This window comes from Nocardia abscessus NBRC 100374 (assembly GCF_000308455.1).
Classification (GTDB): Bacteria; Actinomycetota; Actinomycetes; order Mycobacteriales; family Mycobacteriaceae; genus Nocardia; species Nocardia abscessus.
Map to the genome: position 1 here is coordinate 51,491 of NZ_BAFP01000273.1, position 17,257 is coordinate 68,747.

The window sequence follows — 17,257 nt, forward strand, 5'->3', positions numbered from 1 at the left end:
ATCGCGGTGGCGATATCTCGACATGATGACCGCCGGTGAGGTGATCACCTGCTACCACGACCTTGCTCGAACTGTTCACCGCCGCCGCCCTCATGGAGCAGTGCCAGTGAAACACCAAGTACGGCAAGCAATTTGCTTCTCCGAACAACCTGAACAAGCGCTTCGCCGGCTTCGTTCACGCCGGACTTCATGAGCCGCGAAAGACTCTCAACAGCGGTAGTGTTCACTGTGTATAGTTATCTAAGACATCGCTGAGTGAAACGGAGTATTCGCCGACTCTCGCACCCTGTCAAACTTTCGAAACCGTCGTAACAGCCACTCCATTGGATTGATGACCATCGGTACACCTTCCCACCTGTGTCAGTGTGAGTGCAGGAAGGCAGTTCGTCAATACTGCCCAATCTGCCCGACGTGCCGAAATAACGCTTCAGGCAACACTGAGAAAGCCATGCTGCCTGAGTCGACGTTTGCGAGTGCCAACCAAAACGGGCACGGGAACTTCGTTCTACGGGTAATCCCAGCTCGTTGCCCGATTCTCGGGACATTCCAACCTTTGCATTCGCTGGTATGAAACCGCCTTGGTCAAGTTTCGGTGACGATCGGTGAATGTCGGTGAACGAAGTTGGTGGTCGGAGGGGCAAGGGCGCCGGGCCTACTACGTGGGCAGCGCAGACGAACTCGATGAGCTGGTCGCGGGGCTCGAACCGATCGCCGCTGCGGTAGAGACCGCCGTCGACTGAGCGGGCGCATCGATCGACAGTCACAGTCACTACCTCCGCTCGGCCGAGGGGACGCCGACGTGCGAACTGGCCGTGCTCGCACACACTGTCTGCGGCAGAGGAGTGCGTTCGGGCGACGCCGAGATGGGCGTGGCCAGTTAGTTCAGAGAAGCCTGTATCCGTTGCCCAATGCTGCACGTCGATCCCCGGATGATCACTCGGCTCGATGAGTTGGAGGACGATCTGCAGCAACGCCTCCAACGCGCCGAGGTAGAAGGCTGGGCTGGGGAAATCGAAGGGATCAACATGACGCTGACCTTCCTACGCGCCAAGCGAGAGGATACCCAGCGGCGGATGCAACGGCCTACGGTCACACTGGGTCTGCCAGCCACACCGCGGCAGCGAGCCCGGGAGTGAACTCGTTCTCGCGAGAGCTCTCATCCCTGCCAATGAGAGATCTCGCGAGGCACAGCCTGATTGCCGTCTGCCTATTCCTCGATGATTGCGTGAAAGAACGAAATGGCACCGGCCGCTGCACCGCCTCCGAGCAGCACGGCCCACGAGCAGGAATGATCACCGACGTACGACAACGACCCGGCGATCAGACCGACAATCAACGCGAAGAACAAGACTACCGCCGAGCGAAGGCTGAGAAGCGGCCCTGAACCTGTTGGACGTGGTGCCATGATGTCTCCTGTTAGATCTGGTCCGGTTGTGGTCCGACAACGATGGCCCAGATCTAAAAGAGCCACTAGCCTGCTAGGGCCTTCCATTGGACACTTCTGGACACCAGTGGTCCGGCCCGGATGTAATATCTTTGGTTGTATGAGGATCAACGTGACGGTACTGGCGAAGGCGCAGGGGTTGGGCGACGACTTCGACTACCTCCAACGGCTACGCCGCGGGAAGGGCATCACTAGCGCAGACGATATGGGCGAGCCGACACATTTTGTAATGCTTAACCTGTTGAATATTACAAGGATAACCAGTGAGCAACTAACCTCTGGCCTTGAAAATCTGAAAGAACTTATAGATTACTCTCCACCTCACGACCGAAAGTTGCTGCGACTGTGCTTTAACTTCAATCACGAGTACGGCTATTTCAATTGGCTTGACCGCGCTGAAAATTTTGCATTAGATAATGCATGGATCGGCAGCTCACGGACCGTTCGCCATAGAGCAGACTTGGCCCTCCTGCAGCTACTAATGCGATGCAAACCAGCAGCGGAGCCCGAGCCGATTCCGCGCACCGCGGATACGGCAACAGACGCAAATAGTGAGCCAGTCAATTCAGGTCGAGCTAATTCGGCGCAATCCTTTTTTGGCGAAGACTATGTGCGGAACAGCAAAGAATTCATATCGTCATGGCAGCATGCACACCAGGTAGATATGTGCGGATTTGGACACAACCGCATGGCCGTAGCATATTCCGGAGAAATTAATGAACTGCTCAGAAATGGGGGCAAGGTCCGCGTCCTCATGCAGGACCCTGACGGCAAGGCCGTTCTAGACGCGAACCGACGAAGCTCTACTCCCAAAGCGTCAGACGAATCAGTCCGACATCAACACCGCAGCGGCGCAGCCACTTTGCATGCAATCCTTGCCGCAAGCGGGGCCCCTTCCAGCGCACTGCAAATTCGCATTTACGATATCATGCCTCCATTTACAGGGTACTTCTTTGATCCCGAAGCAGGTAGTGCGCGTGCGTACATCTGGTTCTGGTCGTGGCGACAACCATCGTCTTGGCGGCCAGGCTTCTCACTCAGCCGAGCGGATGACCCGATTTGGTATGACCGCTTCCAAAGTCAGTTTGATGCAATGTGGAACGACGAAGAAACACTAGGAATAGGGCCAGATCGGACACACCCATGACCGCTCTCGCACACTTCTTCGATAGCTCCGGCTACGCCAGACTGCATCGCCCATTGCCCGAGCAACTCGTAGATCGAATGCTTTCTGTTATCGACTACCATTTTGAGCATTCGATAGGACCTCTTCGCGTGAACAGTCGCGGCGAACCCTCCCGATTGGACTCACTTATTGAGCGAGACCCCGTATTTCTCGAAGCTCTGCGGCACGAGCCGGTATCGGATGCCCTGAAGCAGGTACTTGGACCATCAGTTGATGTAATCCACACGAGGCACAATCACGCAACATTAAATCGAGCGGGGGATATACCATTTCGCCTCCACCGCGACGTACAACAGTGGTCACAGCCCCTGGTTTCGGTATTCTTCTACTTGGAACCAGCAACGGTGTCAAATGGATGTACGACCATTGTCCCGGCTAGCCACCGCCTCCCTTACGCAGGAAGGCAGTCTCAGAACGGCGGCGGAAACTGGGCCGACGAGCATCCCGAGTACGCGAACCTCGTCGGCCAAGAGCTGTCGATAGAGATGTCAAAAGGCGGTGTACTTCTCCTAAATAGCCTATGCTTTCACAGCGTCGGAAACAACAACTCGAAATCGACCAGGAAGAGCGTAGTATTCGCATGCAGATCATCGAATGAACTGAGTGCCGTCGTAGATCCGAGCGTGACACTTCTTTTCGGAAGTCGACGTTTCATAGGAAATGCTGCACTAGGCGTCTCCGGTTCCCTTCGACAAGGAAGAAGGCTTCGTGGCACTAGTCATATTTGATCTGGACGATACTCTCATCAGTAGATCGAAAGCGATTCGAGCCTGGGCAGAACTCTTGACCGGCAAGGAGCAACTTCACCCATATGCGGCAGACATAATCGTTACTCTGGATCAAAATGGGAATATTGATCGCCGATCATTTCTAGATGCCGTCCATCGTCTCCCCGGCATGAGGATGAGCCGAAACGATCTGCAAGAGTGGTACGCACTAACATATGTCAGCTGCTACGAACGCGAGCATGAGTCCATCAACGCTCTCGAACTATTACGCAGCAAAGATTGGAAGATTGGCATCGCAACCAATGGGTCGCCCGCCAGAACTCACCTAAAGTTGGAGCGGGCTGGATTAGCATCGCTCATAGACGCACTGTGCATTGGAGAAGAAATTGGCTTCCGGAAGCCGTCGATAACGATCTTCGAAGAGGTCGCAAGGCGATGCAACGTTGAACTATCGGGATGGATGATTGGCGATGCGCCCCTTGAAGATATTTGGGCGGGTGCGGCAGCTGGCCTCCACACTGCCTGGCTAAGAAATGGGCAGAGTTGGCCAGCGCTCGATTGGACGCCTGATATTCAAGCTAATTCCATAACCGAAGCAGTTGACCAAATTCTTCTCACCAGCTCCGAGCACTGAAGTGATACGCTGTCTCTTCCCGGGACGAATGAATCGAACCCACCTACCCGGCTACTCGTGAAGTGTCGAGAAGTCGTGCGGCAGGACACCCGCACGGCTACGACGCGGTGTCCACCGCACACCGCGCCAACGGCGTCATCCCCACCCTTAGCGGGCGCACCCAGCACAGTCGACTGCACCAACCACTGCCGGACGAGAACAGCCCGGCGACGACCAGCGACGCGAAACACGCCCGAAACCCACCACGACGAAAACGCACTCATAACCGACCATGATGGAGTACACCCGATGCCCGGATCCAGAGAATGAACCATATCTATGCTAACACTATCTTAAGTGAGCAGCTTAATGGCCTTTCCGTATTGTTCTAGCTTTTTCAGAGTGTAGTTTGAAACTTCTGCCATGTTCGTCTTCGTTCGCCACATCATTTCGAGCCGAACTGGACCGTTTGGGCGAATGCAGGCGATATCACTCTTGTACGAGAGTTCCGTTCCAAGACTTTTCTCCGTTTCAAATCCTATAATTATCCCGCAGTCTACGAGTGCATTTCCGATCGCCCGGTTGATGGCCCCGTCGCTGGTGCGGGCGATTTTTGCAAGGTTCTCGAAAGCGGTTTGAGTACTACCTCCACCTCTTGTTCCTCTTCGGCCGGTCCCCAGCTTGCCGCCCTTTAAAAGGGTTCCCAAGACGCTCTCCATAATTCGACTCTTAGCCTGAGCATCTCGGTTAACCGCCATTCCAGCGTCCTTCATGAGCGATTTCAGTTCATCGTCTCCGTACTCTCGTGCGACGGCAAGAGCGCTGAGAACATCCAGGTGCAGGACTCTTGCGTCAAGTACTGTCCCTAAGATGCCGATCTGCGCAGGGTACTTTTTTAGCTCCGCAACGATATTTGCATCTGTGGCTGTCATCATCCGATCAATGTCGGCATAGGCGAAGGGGCCACGTGTTAATGCGCCGACGGTGCTAGAGGGATCGTTGCCGGCGATCACCACCGTCCACATGCGAAGCTGCTCCTTGGGGAGCAGCTTCTTGACATGATCGAAGTTCGTGTATAGTTCGTTGCTCACTCGGGCGAGAAAGCTCCCAATAGTTGGGGAGGTTGTGACAAGGTGAACGGCTCGATCGTAGGAAATTCCGAGCGTAGAAAGCGACGCACCCTCGTTTAATGCACTTACCGTTCTTTCCGCGATCGATATAAAGTCGTTTTTGTTTGGCCCATAGAAGAAATGGACCGGCTCATTGACTCCAAGGAGTGCCTCTGCGCCCAAATTGGCTGCGCTGGCAGTGAGGATTGTTGTCAACTCGTCGGTATTGACAGGCCAGATCAGGAGAGTGTGTCGACCATTCGGAGATCGAACGAATCGATTGATTGCATGAAGCGATGCCTCAATTGCGGGTTTGGAGACCTCTCCAAGCGCTTCTCGCCCTTCTATTACCACAATGCGGGGAGTATCGGTGGCTGGGAAGGTGTTGAGTTCGATTCCCAAGTCGACATCACCCGCGAGTGAGTGCGCTGACACATCTTCGCGAAATAGGTCCACGGTCTTTACGAAGGTCGACTTGCCTGCCCCGGATATACCCTTCAGGATCATAAGGCCGCCGCGCCGAGCAGCCCGCATCTCAAGAAATCTATTGTCAATCGCTGTCAGACTGTCCTCGACCGGTACAATGATGCTTCGCAGTGTCGACCTGTCTGACTCTTCCAGGGCTTCGAAGCGGTCGGGAACGTACAGATCCTCGCGATCGATGGCGGTCTCAGATTCCATCTACAGATCATCTCATTCGGCTGAGGCGTACAAACTGTCGCTCCGCCTGGTACTCCAGCGGGACTTTCAGGTCATGATGCGAGCCAGGATCGGTGCTGGTAGTGGCTGCGGCGGGCGCCGTATTGATGTCGACGGATGTCCCAAACGTGTCAGCTTCGCGCCCACTGACTTGCAACTCCACGTCTGACGGCGGGCCGCGACGCGATCTGGCGGCGTGTCGTGTTGCGTGGTGCAGAGAAGCACCTCGGATTTCAAGCGCGGTCCGATCCGGCGGGTGATCACGGCGCTGGTCGCCGAGTCCCGCGCGGCGGGGCTGACCGGTCGGCAGGTGCGGGTGCTCAACATCATGGGCCACCGCGCCGAGGAATCCTCCCAGCGCCGCCGGTCACTGCCGTTCGTGCACGAGCCCGGCGCCACGTGCCTGTGCGCCACCTGCGGGCAAGCGCGTGCCGAGGGACGCGCGGCCACGAGCGGCGTGTCCAATACCCGCCGTCACGTCGATACGTGGCTGCCGATCCATGGCTGGACCGTGCAGCGCGTGTGGGCGCGCATCGCTTCCGCTGGCACCCGCCCACATCCTGCCTACGCTGCCGGATTTCCACGGGCATCCTGCGTTTTCTGCGTCCTTTCCTCCCGCGCTGCGCTAGTGCGCGCCGCGCAATTGTTTCCCGAGTTGGCCTCGCAATACGCCACCGTCGAACACGGAATCGGCCACCGCTTCCGCGCCGACCGCTCGATGGCCGACATCATCGCCGAAGCCAACACCGCCACCACATCCCGGCCGATCGAGGACTGGGCCGCCTGACCGATCCGCGGTGCCCGGTCCGCGACGTCAGCGGCCCTGGGATCGCGCGAAAGCGGCTTCGCGCATTCGGCACCCACCCGACCCCCATCGCCACCACTCATCCCCCCTTGCCGAGAGGAGTTTCTGCATGGTTGATGCTGCGGACGGTTTGTTCGCTGTGCCGGATCTTTTCGACGGCGCGGTCGCGGTGTGCTGGTCCTACGGGATGGGAGTGGAAAGCACTTGCGGCGTGGTGCGCACGCTGCTCGAACCGGAATTCCGGCCCGTGGAGCTGCTGGACGATCTGTCGAATTTGATCGTATTGGTCGCCCAGACCGGTGACGAGTGGACCAGCACCTGCGACCTGGTCGCCGCTCACGTTCTGCCGTTGCTGCGACGGCACGCTGTCCGCCTGGTCGAAGTGGCCCGCAAGGGTCCTTCGGCCACGGACGGCATTCTCGTGTTGCAGGACACTCGCGAACCGGTGCGGCTGCACCCGGATCCGGCGAAGTACGGCTTCTACGCGCTCAGCGACGAGCACCGCGGCAACGGTGTACTGCCCACCCTCGGCGGCAATCGGACCTGTTCGGCCAAAGCGAAAGGAGTCCCCCTCGACACTTGGCGCGCCACCCATCTGGGGCTCGCGCCGTATGTGCATGCGGTCGGCTACAACGCCGAGGAGACTCGCCGGATCGCCACGGATTCCTCGGTGACGTTGGGTGGGCAGCGTCACCCGATCTACCCGCTGCACGCCGAGGGCTGGTCACGCGCCCGCTGTCAGGGATATCTGTTCGGGTTGTTCGGGGTGTGGTGGCCGAAATCCTGCTGCCGCCAATGTTGCTTCGTGTCCTTACCCGGCCGGCCTGAGCAGCTGGCGCGGTTCAAGGCCGCGCCTGCGGAGGCGTTCAAGCATGTGGTGGATGAGTATGTCGCCGTCGCGCTCAACCGCAATTCCGGGCTGTTCGGGCCGGGCAAGTCGTTGACTGATCGGCTGCGCCGCGACGGTGCCCACGACGTCCTCGCCTTGGCGGAGGCGGAGTTGGATCGCTGCCGGTGGGCGGTGTACCGGGTCCGCCGCTGCTACACCGCACCCGCCCGCGCCTGGCGCTCGGTCGACACCGTGGCCCGCGGCAGCCGCGCCGAGACTGGGGACGTGTTGGGTCGGATCGCCGCAGAGTTGCGGATCCCGTGCGCGCTCGACGGTGACCACACCCGCGTGTGGCTGACCGAGCACGCGACGACCTATCCGCGGTTGGAGGAGTTCTTCGTCGCCGCACCCGATTCCGTGATGCCCAAGCAGCGAGGTGGTTTCGAAGCCCGCTGGCACGGCCATGCCGATAACCGCCTGCTCGCTCTCGAGCAGTCCGCCCACGCCGCCGTGACGGTCCGCGACGTGGCATAGCCACCTCCCTCACCACGGTCGCAGTCTGCTGACTGGTCGGCCGGGTCCCGTCGTCAGCAACGAACGCGGTGACTGTCGCCGGAGCCAGCCCGCGGGCGCGCGGGCTTGCGGTCTGCCCTTCACCACATCACCAACATCCTGTTGCCCCTTGAACGCCAGACCGGAGAACGTCGTCCGGGCTGGCGTTCTGTCGTTTCTGGAAGGTGGCGCGTCATGCCCGATACCCTTTCTGTTCCGCCGTGCGCGGTCTGCGGCAGTTGTGATCCGGGTGACCGGTTGCCGGTCGAGGCACAGTTCGTCTGTCGCCGTTGCGCATCGCGGATATCGCTGTGTGATCACTGTCGCGAGCCCTCGCTCGCGGTGACCGAAACTGCCGACGACTATCGGCTCTGCACCCGGTGCGTCTCCAGGTTTGCGCCGTGCGTGTGCTGCCGCAAACCCACCAGCCCGACTGTGCGTACTGACACCGGCGATCCGGTGTGCCTGCGCTGCGCGACAGTGTTGTTCGACCTCTGCTTCGAGTGCAGTCGTTACACCGCCAACAGCCGCTACGTCGCCGGCGGGCACCGCAGCTGCCCCGGCTGCGTCGAGCGGTTCGACACCTGCGCGCACTGCGGCACCCTCACCCGCCGCGGCCGTAGCTGTGACTGTCGCACCCGCCGCGAGCATGTCTGGCACTACAGCTACAAACCCGACCCCCGCTTCCACGGCGAGGGCCCACTGTTCCTGGGCCTGGAGCTGGAGATCATCGTCCCTGGTTACCGCTACGGCGAATGCGCCTCTCTCGCCGCCGCACACCTGGGGCGGTTGGGTTACCTGAAGCAGGATTCCTCGATCCGCCCGACCGGATTCGAGGTGGTCACACATCCCATGTCGTATCGGTACGCGATCGAGCGGTTCCCGTGGCCGCTGCTGGCGGCGCTGGAAGACCTCGACTGCGAAACCGACTCCACCGTGGGGCTGCATGTGCACGCCAGCCGCGACGGGTTCGACTCCCCCGCCCACATCTACCGGTGGATGAAACTGTTGTACCGCAACGAATCCGCCGTCTCCACCATCGCGCGGCGGCGCTCGCATTACGCACCGTTCGACCTGGCCGCGCGGGCCCGGGCGCGCGATACCGCCAAAGGCCCGCAGCACGCCTTGGGCCTGGAGCGGTATCAGGCGATCAACCCCCACCCCCGCAAAACCCTCGAGCTGCGCGTGTTCGCCAGCTCTCTCGATGCCCAGCGAGTACAAGCAGCGCTCGCCTTCACCGCCGCCTCCATCGACTACACCCGCCGCCTGCGCGTCACCGACGTCCGCGCCGGTGGCTGGGAATGGGGCCGCTTCGCCTCCTGGGTCGCTGACCACCCCGACTACCAGCCCCTGCGGGCCGAGATGGAGGACCTCTCGTGTGCCTGCTGACATACCTGCCCGCGGAAGTCGCTCCCGATCCGGTGGCGTTGACGATCGGCGCGCGAGCCAATCCGCACGGCCACGGGTTCGCGATCGTCGACCGGCGGCGGATCCTGGTCGGCCGGGGCATGAATGCCGACCAGGTGATCGCGCAGTTCACCAAGGCCCGCACCGAGTATCCGGATGGTCCGGCATTGTTTCATTCCCGCTACGCCACCCACGGCAGCATCGGCCTGCGGAACTGTCACCCGTTCCTGCTCGGCGGCGATGCTCGAACCGTGCTCGCCCACAACGGAACCCTACCCAAACGGGTCCACCCGGGCCCATACGACCGGCGGTCGGATACCCGGATCGCGGCGGAGGAGTACCTGCCCAAGCGGCCGTTCGGGTCGATCGACACCCACCGCGGCGCGCGAGGGCTGGCGTCGTGGCTGGGCTCGAGCAAGCTGCTGATCCTGACCGTCGACCCAGCCTATGAGCATCACGCCTACCTGTTCGGCCAACGAGCCGGGTATTGGGAGGACGGAGTCTGGTACTCCAACACCAGCTACCTGCCCCCCGCGTTGCGCTGGCCGACACGGCGACGCCGGTACCTGTGCGGCTACTGCCAGAAAATCGACCTCGACCGCGCCAGCCGCTACTGCGGCGACTGCGGCTGGTGCTTCGACTGCGAAACCACTTTCCCCGACTGCACCTGCCACACCGCCAACACCACCTCACCCCAACGTCGGCCGCGCGCCGCTGCCGGCGCATCACCATCCCCACCAGCAGGCCAGCGCCCCATGAACCAGCAGCACGGCACGGCCCCCTGATCCATCCCATTCAGAACCCCGAACACCGCCTCTTCCCGGGCTCGGTGCGGGGTCCTTTTCATTCACCGGAAAGGATTTCGGTCCCTCTTGCCCGCCTCCACCTTGGCCGACCCGCCGTGCGAGGAATGCTCCTGCCCCGTCCGCAGCGACGACCTGATCACAACCGCCGACGGGTATCAGATGCAAGGTCCCAAAATTGGAATAGGAAATGTCACAGTGGCAAAACTGTTGCAGGTCGCATTAGGGGAGTTGGTGTTGTCCCTCCCGATGCTGCTCGCGGGCAGCATCGCCACCATCGTGGGAGGCGCAGAGTGGAATAGCCTGCTGGGCTGCCTCGTGCTTTGCCTGGTGCTTGCCGAGTTCAACTGGGTCGTCCGTCCCACGCCGGAGCCGACGATGCCGGACCGCGCGGAAGGGCAGGCTCATCCGTGAGCACCTATGACGGCCAGGCCGTCGCAGTGCCATGATGACCGGAGAACGGACCGTGTGGATCGGCCCATGGCTGCCGGTGCCGCCCGGCGACTGCCACTGCCGCACAACGGAACCCTGCCCAAGCGGGTGCATCCCGGCGCCCACGACCCGCGCTCGGATACCCGGATCGCGGCGGAGGAGTACTTGGCGCAGCAGCCGTTCGGGTCGATCGACACCCACCGAGGGGCGCGGGGGCTGGCGTCGTGGCTGGGCTCGAGCAAACTGCTGATCCTCGCCGTCGACCCGGCCTACGAGCATCACGCCTACCTGTTCGGCCACCACCACGGGTACTGGCAGAACGGGGTCTGGTACTCCAACACCAGCTGCCTGCCCCCGACGCTGCGCTGGCCCAAGCGACGCCGCTACCTGTGCGGATACTGCCAGAAACTCGACCTCGACCGGACCGGCCGCTACTGCGGCGACTGCGGCTGGTGCTTCGACTGCGAAACCGCCTTCCCCGACTGCAGCTGCATCACCTCACAATCCCGCACCGCCACCACCTCGCGCCACCGCGGGCTGCTCCACAGGCGGACTGCGGCTAATCGACCCACCCCCTCGCAGGCCACACCGCCGTGACGCGACCGCGCGGCCCCCTCAGCCGCTGACGCTCCCCATACAGAGCCCCGCATCTGGCCCATCTCTCGGGCTGGGTGCGGGGTTCTTTCCATTCCAGAGAAAGGGACCCGATTCGTCATGCCCGCATCCACCCTGGCCGACCCCGTGTGCGAGGAATGCTCTGCCCGCGTCACCGCCGGGCACCTGATCTCCACGATCGGCGGCGATCGTGTGTGCGCGGACTGCGCGGCCGGATTGTCGCGCTGCGATGAGTGCGCCGTCCACGCCCGCGCTGACACCCTGGCCCGCACCGTCGAAGACACCCTGCTGTGCCGCGAATGCTTGACCGGCTGGCAGCAGTGTGGGGAATGCGACGCCTACACCCGCGACATCCGCACCGTCATCGGCGCCGTGGCGGACGTCTGTGCCGACTGCGCTTCGAGTTACGAGACCTGTGACGACTGCGGTGAACTCGCCACCGAGGTGTACCGCGTCGACGGCGGTAGCCAGGTGTGTGAGCGGTGCGAGGACGAGGACTACCGCGAGTGCTTCGACTGCTTCACCCTCGTCCCGCGTGACCAGGGCTACTGCGACAGCTGCGCGCACTCGTCCTCGGCTCATGACGGGGTCCACGACTCCTACTACACCCCCGAGCTGCGCTTCCACGGCGAGGGCCCGCTGTTCCTGGGGATGGAACTGGAACTCAAAACCCCCGACCGCAGCTATCGCGACGCGGTCGACACCGCCCTGGCCCACGTCAAAGACCTGGCGTATCTGAAGGAAGACGGTTCGATCTCCTGCGGGTTCGAACTCGTGACCCATCCGATGTCGTATGAGTACGCACTCGCACGGTTTCCCTGGCAGTTGCTCAACCGGCTGCGGTTGCTGGGCTGCTACACCGACGACGGCGTCGGCATCCACGTCCACCTCTCCCGCGCCGGGTTCTCCTGCCCCGCGCACGCCTACCGATGGCTGAAGTTCGTGTACCGCAACGAAGACCCGGTCATCACGCTGGCGCGGCGGGCCTCGTCCTGGGCGGAGTTCTCCCCGCAACAGCGTTCCAGCGCTCAGGACTACGCCAAGGGCAGCCAGGACGGCTACGGCCGCTACCAGGCCATCAACGTCTGCCCGGAAGACACCTTCGAGCTGCGCGTCTTCGCCAGTTCCCTTCATCCTCAACAAGTTCAAGCCGCACTCGCCTTCGCGGCGGCGTCGGTCGAATACACCCGCGGCCTGTCGGCGGCGGATATCGCGCGCCGGCGCGGCTGGGAGTGGACCGCCTTCACCACCTGGGTGCGCTCGCGCCCGGAGTACTCCCCGCTGCTGGCTGAAATGGAGGCCCTCGCGTGTGCATCCTGACATTCGTCAAACCCGGCATCAACCCCGACCTCGACGCCCTGTCCAATGGGGCGTTGGCCAACCCGCACGGCCACGGCTACGCCGTGCTCACCGACACCGGCATCATCGTCGGCCGCGGCATGAACGCCGAGAAGGTGATCAGCGAGTTCGCAGGAGTGCGAGAGCGCTATCCAGAGCAGGCGGCGTTGTTCCATTCCCGGCTGGCCACCCACGGCTACCCCGGCGTGGAGAACTGTCATCCCTTCCTCGTCGGCGGTGACGAGCGGACCGTGCTCGCGCACAACGGGATCCTGCCCAGCAACGTCCACCCCCACATCGGCGACGAGCGAAGCGACACCCGCATCGCCGCCGAAGACTTCCTGCCGACCCAGCCGTTCGGGTCACTGGATTCCTGGGCGGGCCGCACGCACCTGGAGCGGTGGCTGGGCAGCGACAAGATGGTGCTGCTGACCGTCGACCCTGGCTACAAGCATTCTGCCTATATCTTCAACGAACACTACGGGCACTGGGACGGCGGGATCTGGTACTCCAACCACACCTACCAGACCCGCTCTTGGGGCTACACCGCTGCGGACTGGGAGTACTGCCTGGGTTGCGGTGAACTCGACTACGAGCAGCCCGGCCCGCACTGCACCGCCTGCGGCTTCTGCGCCGAGTGCCTGCGCCCGTTCCCGCGCTGCGAATGCGAGGCGCTCGATGGCCTCGAACGCTACGCCGACCTGATCGAAGTCGAAAACGCCTGACACCAACGGCGTCAGTTCGTCGTTGGCGACCTCCAGCCACAACTCCACCCCAGGAAGGGGGAACTTCGCTGTGCCCTACTACCCGAACCTGGCCACCATCCTCATCCGACTGCACGACGTCGACGGCCACGCCGTCATCGTCAGCACCGACGGCAACCATGTGCGGCTGCTGCTGCGTGACCGCGACGATCCCGACCACGCCTGGCGTTGCGCCGATCTGGACCCCCACGCCGCCGACACCCTCGCTGCCGTGCTGGCCGACCACGCCCGGCGTCGCCTGCAGCGGCGTGGCGGGTGGTGGCGCCGTCTGCGAGGCGGTCGCCGATGAGCGACCACCACACCCCGCCAGCACCGGTCGCTGACGCATGCGAGTCCGAGTTCCTTCGCCAGGTCCTCGCTCGCATCGACCGCTGGTTCGATGACGACGCCAACCTCGACGACCTCGATGACGCCCGCGACCTGCTGCGCCAGCGCTTGGCCAGTGCCGTCTCGGCCGGCGCCCGCGATGACGTCGACAGTGGTGATCCGGTGGTCGCGCTCATCGCGACCGAACTGCACCGACTTCGCCACGCCCGGTTGGCGGCCACGGTGATCAGCCGCGGCGGCTACGTCCACGACCACGTCCGCGTCCAGGTCGTGCACCGCCACCACACCGTGCTCGTCCGCGCCGGCGAGCAGGCCGGGGTGCTGCTGCCGCTGAGGTTCATCGAATCCGTCACCCCACTCGGCGGCGGCACAGCCGAAGCGGCGTCGGCCGCGTTCTCCCACCGGAAGGAGTTCTGAGCATGACATCGGTCGCACTGTGGTTCCCGATGTCGCAGGTGATCGTCTTCGCCGAGCACGCGATGGCGGCCAATGAGCATTCCCGCTCCCCGTACGCAGATCCCGGTCCGGCGGTGCCGTCGCTGATCTGGGTCAAAGACCACGGCATCTATTTGATGAGCAACGGCATCCCGCGCCAGCCCGGCGAGACCGGCAGCCCCGCAGGCAGCGCTCGCGTCGTCTATGCCCTCGACCACGGGCCCGGAGCGCACCGGATTCACGGTGAACCGCTCGGTCACGACTTCGTCGAATACCTCGATCTCACCGAGGACTTCGACGGCCACACGCTCATCGAGCTGATCCGCACCTACGCCGCGGGGAACGGCTGGTTGTCCATCACCGTTTCACCCAGCAGCTTCGCAATGATGTTCAGCCCAACCGCGCCCACCCTCAATCCGAGTTCTGGCACTCACCGGCCCACTTCCCCGGGTTCGGGGTGACTGTGGTGGGAATCGATTCCGGCCGCTACATCGCCCGCCTGCAGACCGACCCCTACTATCGGTCGGTCCTGCCCGACGTCGCTCCCACCGCGCGGGTGCTCGTCGCGGGGTATCACGCCGCGTTCGCGACCCCGCCCCAGTCCGGCACCTCGGTCGGTGTGTTCCCCGGCGTCGACCCCTTCCCCGCGAAAGCGGGGGTTGCGGCGGTGATGGCGTTGGTGCGCATCGAATACGCCACTCAAGTCGACACCGTCGGCAAGGACGGTGGCTGCCGAAGTGGCTGGCAGCGGCAGCTGTTCGATCGGTTGCCGACCGGGTACGGGTGGCGACTGCTGCCCGCCCAGCTCGACCACCGCGGGCGGTGGGTGATCGCGCGCGGCAACCTTGCTGCCGGTGGCTTGCAGGCGTTGATGCCGCGGTCGGTGAGCATGCAGGTGCCCGGCGCACCCATCGTTGTCGCGGTGCACGATGTCGACCCGCACACCGGGCGGCGTTGGCCGTGGTGATCACCCACGCCGCCGACATCGTGGCCTGGATGGAAGCCAACCTGCCCGCTCTCGATCCCGACCGGTTCGAACCCTGGGTCGTCGAACCACCGGTCCCGGGCGGCCTACGCGCGGTGATGGAGATCCGCATCCGCGCCGCCGGCGTCGCCGAGCGGGTGCTCCGTCTCGAGGTGTCGGCCGCACCGATCCAGGCCACCGAGTCCTGACACTCCGCCCCTCCGCCATTTCAGGTGGCACATCCTCCGAACGATTCGAGGTGATCATCGTTGACTGAACCCGTACCACCGGCGCGGCCGCGGATCCCTGCGCGGTTGGCGCACGCGCCGCTGTCGCAAGGGCTGGTGGTCCCGCACATCACCCTCGCCCACCGCGACCGCGGCCGCCCAGTCTGGGGCAAACTCGACCACCGACGACTGCGAGACACGCTGTCGCGCAGGCTGTGTCAGGTCTGCGGGCAGCCGCTCGAGGACCGGGTCGTGCTCTACATTCGACCTGCCGACCATCTGCGTGGGATCGCGCCCGAACCCGGCGTGCATCCCGAATGCGGGCACTACTCCCGCCAGGCGTGCCCGATGCTGGCGGGGCGCCAAACCCGCTACAACCCGCACCCGCCCGAAAAGTTCGCCCGCTGCGACGACCCCACCTGCGCCTGCCGCTGGTGGCAGCCCAACGAGCGTGATCCCCGCGAGGCTCCGCGCGAAGGCCAGCCCGCCGAAGCATGGTACGAGGTCTGGATTCCGATCTCGGACTACACCGTCGTCCACGATCCCGGCACCGACGCCACCACACCCGTCACTGGTATCAAGCTTCGTGGGGTGAAACTGCTGAAAATCCGCAAGGTCCGCGACGCCGCACCCGCCGCCGACGGGACATCTCACCCAGTCGACCTGCTGCATGCTCATCTCGCGTTCGCGGCCATGTTCGGCTATGGGGGGTTGCGGCTGTGACGCCCTCGCACAAGATGCTCGTCCGCATCGGCGCGCTGCCGCGCACGCCCGAAGATCGGTGTAGCCCGATTCCGGCGGGAAAACTCCCGGGTGTCGTGTGACCGGATCAGCCACCGCCGCACCGAACCGCACCCCGGACACATCTGCGCACGGCAGTTCGCGTCACGGTCCAGGACAGCGGTCGCATCCGGGCAGCACGGTTGCTCTGCTGGGTGCGGCGCTGGACAACGCCGAGCGCGGTTTCCACGTTTTCCCATTGCATCCGGGAACAAAGGTGCCCGTGATCAGACACTGGGATCAGGCAGCCACCCGCGACCGCGACCGGATCCGGGCGTGGTGGCGGCGGCGACCGGCCGACAACGTCGCCGTCGCATGCGGGCCCTCCGGCGTGCATGTGCTGGATCTCGACATCAGCCACGGCCACGCCCCGCCACCGCAGTGGAGTCCGGCCCGAGACGGCCGCGACGTGCTGGCCCGGCTCGCCGCCGACACCGGCCATCCCATGCCGGTGCCGACATACGCGGTGGGCACACCGTCGGGCGGAATGCACCTGTACTACCGGGCACCACGCACACCACCGCTGCGCAACACCATCGCCCGCCTCGGCTGGCGCATCGACAGCCGCGGCCACGGCGGCTACGTCGTCGCCGCAGGATCCCAACTCGCCGAAGGCCCCTACCGCCGCCTCGACGACCGGGCACCGATCCCGTTGCCGCCGTGGCTGGTCGATCTGTTGAGCCCCGTCACACCGCTCCCTGTTCCCGGCAACAGTGCGGGGATCGGGCATCCCGACGCTTACGTGCGGGCGGCGTTGGTCAATCAGAGCGCCCGGGTTCGTAACGCCTACCCGGGGGTGCGGCATCGCACGCTGCTGTTGGCGGCCAACTCCCTGGGGCGGCTCGTCGGCGCCGGGCTGCTCGACCGCGACCACGCCCACGCGGTGCTCACCGACGCCGCGCACATCCACGTCGGCGTCGAAGGGTTCACCGCGGCGGAGGCCGACCGCACTATCACCGACGGGTTGACCTACGCCGCCACCCGCACCACTGGCTGGCACTGACGCAGAACACTCGCGGTGGCCGCCCGTATCTCCCACGTGGTGCGTGTTTTCGATATGGGCGCCGCCGGTGGTTCGGGTGGGTGGCGGGCTAGGCTGCCTGCAGGGGTTCGGGGTTCGCCGGGGGATTGTCACTTTCGCTTTTCCGTCGGTCGAAGCCCGATGCTGCCCGCGCTGGGCTGTTGCCCGCTGCTTCACCC

Annotated in this window: 21 protein-coding genes; 20 read left to right on the forward strand and 1 reads right to left on the reverse strand. The window is 63.6% G+C overall.

Translation table 11 applies throughout. From position 1 onward, the window contains the following. The first annotated feature begins 602 nt into the window (after positions 1-602). The 5 genes from ON19_RS42635 (at position 603) to ON19_RS41200 (ending at position 3,992) form a co-directional block, all read left to right on the forward strand. Positions 603-740: a hypothetical protein gene (locus ON19_RS42635; protein ID WP_174377769.1), complete on the forward strand. Its 138-nt coding sequence runs from the start codon at positions 603-605 to the stop codon at positions 738-740. Positions 741-908: 168 nt separating this feature from the next. Then, positions 909-1,136, forward strand: a complete 228-nt coding sequence (locus ON19_RS36370; protein ID WP_086006791.1) for a recombinase — start codon at positions 909-911, stop codon at positions 1,134-1,136. A gap of 408 nt (positions 1,137-1,544) precedes the next feature. Then, positions 1,545-2,591 carry a hypothetical protein gene (locus ON19_RS42640; RefSeq protein ID WP_157230034.1) on the forward strand — a complete coding sequence of 349 codons (1,047 nt, stop codon included), beginning with the start codon at positions 1,545-1,547 and terminating at the stop codon, positions 2,589-2,591. After that, on the forward strand, positions 2,588-3,358 hold the full coding sequence (locus ON19_RS44925) for a phytanoyl-CoA dioxygenase family protein (RefSeq protein ID WP_083899905.1): 771 nt from the start codon (positions 2,588-2,590) through the stop codon (positions 3,356-3,358). The genes ON19_RS42640 and ON19_RS44925 overlap by 4 nt, the downstream gene beginning before the upstream one ends. After that, positions 3,339-3,992, forward strand: coding sequence for an HAD family hydrolase (locus ON19_RS41200; RefSeq protein WP_083899907.1), 654 nt, complete (start codon positions 3,339-3,341; stop codon positions 3,990-3,992). Before ON19_RS44925 ends, ON19_RS41200 begins: the two co-directional genes overlap by 20 nt. A 332-nt stretch (positions 3,993-4,324) precedes the next feature. Here ON19_RS41200 and ON19_RS42645 read toward each other — a convergent pair whose 3' ends face one another. Further along, complete coding sequence (locus ON19_RS42645) at positions 4,325-5,761, reverse strand: hypothetical protein (RefSeq protein WP_157230035.1); 1,437 nt, start codon at positions 5,759-5,761, stop codon at positions 4,325-4,327. Between the two features lie 229 nt (positions 5,762-5,990). On the opposite strand from ON19_RS42645, the gene ON19_RS36380 reads away from it, so the two are divergent. The 15 genes from ON19_RS36380 to ON19_RS36450 all read left to right on the forward strand — a co-directional run bounded on the left by ON19_RS36380 (position 5,991) and on the right by ON19_RS36450 (position 17,060). Next, positions 5,991-6,566 carry a phosphoadenosine phosphosulfate reductase domain-containing protein gene (locus tag ON19_RS36380; RefSeq protein WP_227954574.1) on the forward strand — a complete coding sequence of 192 codons (576 nt, stop codon included), beginning with the start codon at positions 5,991-5,993 and terminating at the stop codon, positions 6,564-6,566. A 127-nt stretch (positions 6,567-6,693) separates the two neighbouring features. Beyond that, positions 6,694-7,947, forward strand: coding sequence for a hypothetical protein (locus ON19_RS36385; protein WP_051169689.1), 1,254 nt, complete (start codon positions 6,694-6,696; stop codon positions 7,945-7,947). 453 nt (positions 7,948-8,400) lie between these two features. Then, complete coding sequence (locus ON19_RS36390) at positions 8,401-9,354, forward strand: hypothetical protein (RefSeq protein WP_227954573.1); 954 nt, start codon at positions 8,401-8,403, stop codon at positions 9,352-9,354. Beyond that, positions 9,342-10,157 (forward strand): class II glutamine amidotransferase, encoded by an 816-nt coding sequence (locus tag ON19_RS36395; protein WP_051169690.1) that lies wholly within the window; start codon positions 9,342-9,344, stop codon positions 10,155-10,157. The genes ON19_RS36390 and ON19_RS36395 overlap by 13 nt, the downstream gene beginning before the upstream one ends. A gap of 216 nt (positions 10,158-10,373) precedes the next feature. Continuing rightward, on the forward strand, positions 10,374-10,589 hold the full coding sequence (locus ON19_RS42650) for a hypothetical protein (protein WP_157230037.1): 216 nt from the start codon (positions 10,374-10,376) through the stop codon (positions 10,587-10,589). 66 nt (positions 10,590-10,655) lie between these two features. Further along, entirely contained in the window at positions 10,656-11,204 is a 549-nt protein-coding gene (locus ON19_RS36405; protein ID WP_051169691.1) for a hypothetical protein, read from the forward strand. Positions 11,205-11,321: 117 nt separating this feature from the next. After that, complete coding sequence (locus tag ON19_RS36410) at positions 11,322-12,542, forward strand: hypothetical protein (protein WP_043703601.1); 1,221 nt, start codon at positions 11,322-11,324, stop codon at positions 12,540-12,542. Further along, complete coding sequence (locus ON19_RS36415) at positions 12,530-13,285, forward strand: class II glutamine amidotransferase (RefSeq protein ID WP_043703603.1); 756 nt, start codon at positions 12,530-12,532, stop codon at positions 13,283-13,285. The genes ON19_RS36410 and ON19_RS36415 overlap by 13 nt, the downstream gene beginning before the upstream one ends. A gap of 70 nt (positions 13,286-13,355) precedes the next feature. Next, entirely contained in the window at positions 13,356-13,613 is a 258-nt protein-coding gene (locus ON19_RS36420; RefSeq protein ID WP_043703604.1) for a hypothetical protein, read from the forward strand. Beyond that, complete coding sequence (locus ON19_RS36425; protein ID WP_043703606.1) at positions 13,610-14,068, forward strand: hypothetical protein; 459 nt, start codon at positions 13,610-13,612, stop codon at positions 14,066-14,068. Before ON19_RS36420 ends, ON19_RS36425 begins: the two co-directional genes overlap by 4 nt. Before the next feature lie 2 nt (positions 14,069-14,070). Next, positions 14,071-14,547, forward strand: a complete 477-nt coding sequence (locus ON19_RS36430; protein WP_051169692.1) for a hypothetical protein — start codon at positions 14,071-14,073, stop codon at positions 14,545-14,547. Between the two features lie 5 nt (positions 14,548-14,552). Then, a complete protein-coding gene (locus ON19_RS36435) occupies positions 14,553-15,053 on the forward strand; it encodes a hypothetical protein (protein WP_157230038.1) in 501 nt (166 codons plus the stop codon). After that, positions 15,047-15,259, forward strand: a complete 213-nt coding sequence (locus ON19_RS36440) for a hypothetical protein (protein WP_157230039.1) — start codon at positions 15,047-15,049, stop codon at positions 15,257-15,259. The genes ON19_RS36435 and ON19_RS36440 overlap by 7 nt, the downstream gene beginning before the upstream one ends. 60 nt (positions 15,260-15,319) lie before the next feature. Further along, positions 15,320-16,000, forward strand: a complete 681-nt coding sequence (locus tag ON19_RS36445; protein WP_157230040.1) for a cell envelope biogenesis protein OmpA — start codon at positions 15,320-15,322, stop codon at positions 15,998-16,000. Positions 16,001-16,097: 97 nt separating this feature from the next. Continuing rightward, entirely contained in the window at positions 16,098-17,060 is a 963-nt protein-coding gene (locus ON19_RS36450; protein ID WP_051169694.1) for a bifunctional DNA primase/polymerase, read from the forward strand. Positions 17,061-17,257 lie beyond the last annotated feature (197 nt).

Bases quoted from the DNA above. Each gene is read 5' to 3' on its own strand.
- ON19_RS36425 (WP_043703606.1), top strand. From the start codon at position 13,610: ATGAGCGACCACCACACCCCGCCAGCACCGGTCGCTGACGCATGCGAG.
- ON19_RS42645 (WP_157230035.1), bottom strand. From the start codon at position 5,761: ATGGAATCTGAGACCGCCATCGATCGCGAGGATCTGTACGTTCCCGAC.
- ON19_RS36385 (WP_051169689.1), top strand. From the start codon at position 6,694: ATGGTTGATGCTGCGGACGGTTTGTTCGCTGTGCCGGATCTTTTCGAC.
- ON19_RS42640 (WP_157230034.1), top strand. From the start codon at position 1,545: ATGAGGATCAACGTGACGGTACTGGCGAAGGCGCAGGGGTTGGGCGAC.
- ON19_RS36370 (WP_086006791.1), top strand. From the start codon at position 909: ATGCTGCACGTCGATCCCCGGATGATCACTCGGCTCGATGAGTTGGAG.
- ON19_RS36430 (WP_051169692.1), top strand. From the start codon at position 14,071: ATGACATCGGTCGCACTGTGGTTCCCGATGTCGCAGGTGATCGTCTTC.
- ON19_RS44925 (WP_083899905.1), top strand. From the start codon at position 2,588: ATGACCGCTCTCGCACACTTCTTCGATAGCTCCGGCTACGCCAGACTG.
- ON19_RS36410 (WP_043703601.1), top strand. From the start codon at position 11,322: ATGCCCGCATCCACCCTGGCCGACCCCGTGTGCGAGGAATGCTCTGCC.
- ON19_RS36405 (WP_051169691.1), top strand. From the start codon at position 10,656: ATGGCTGCCGGTGCCGCCCGGCGACTGCCACTGCCGCACAACGGAACC.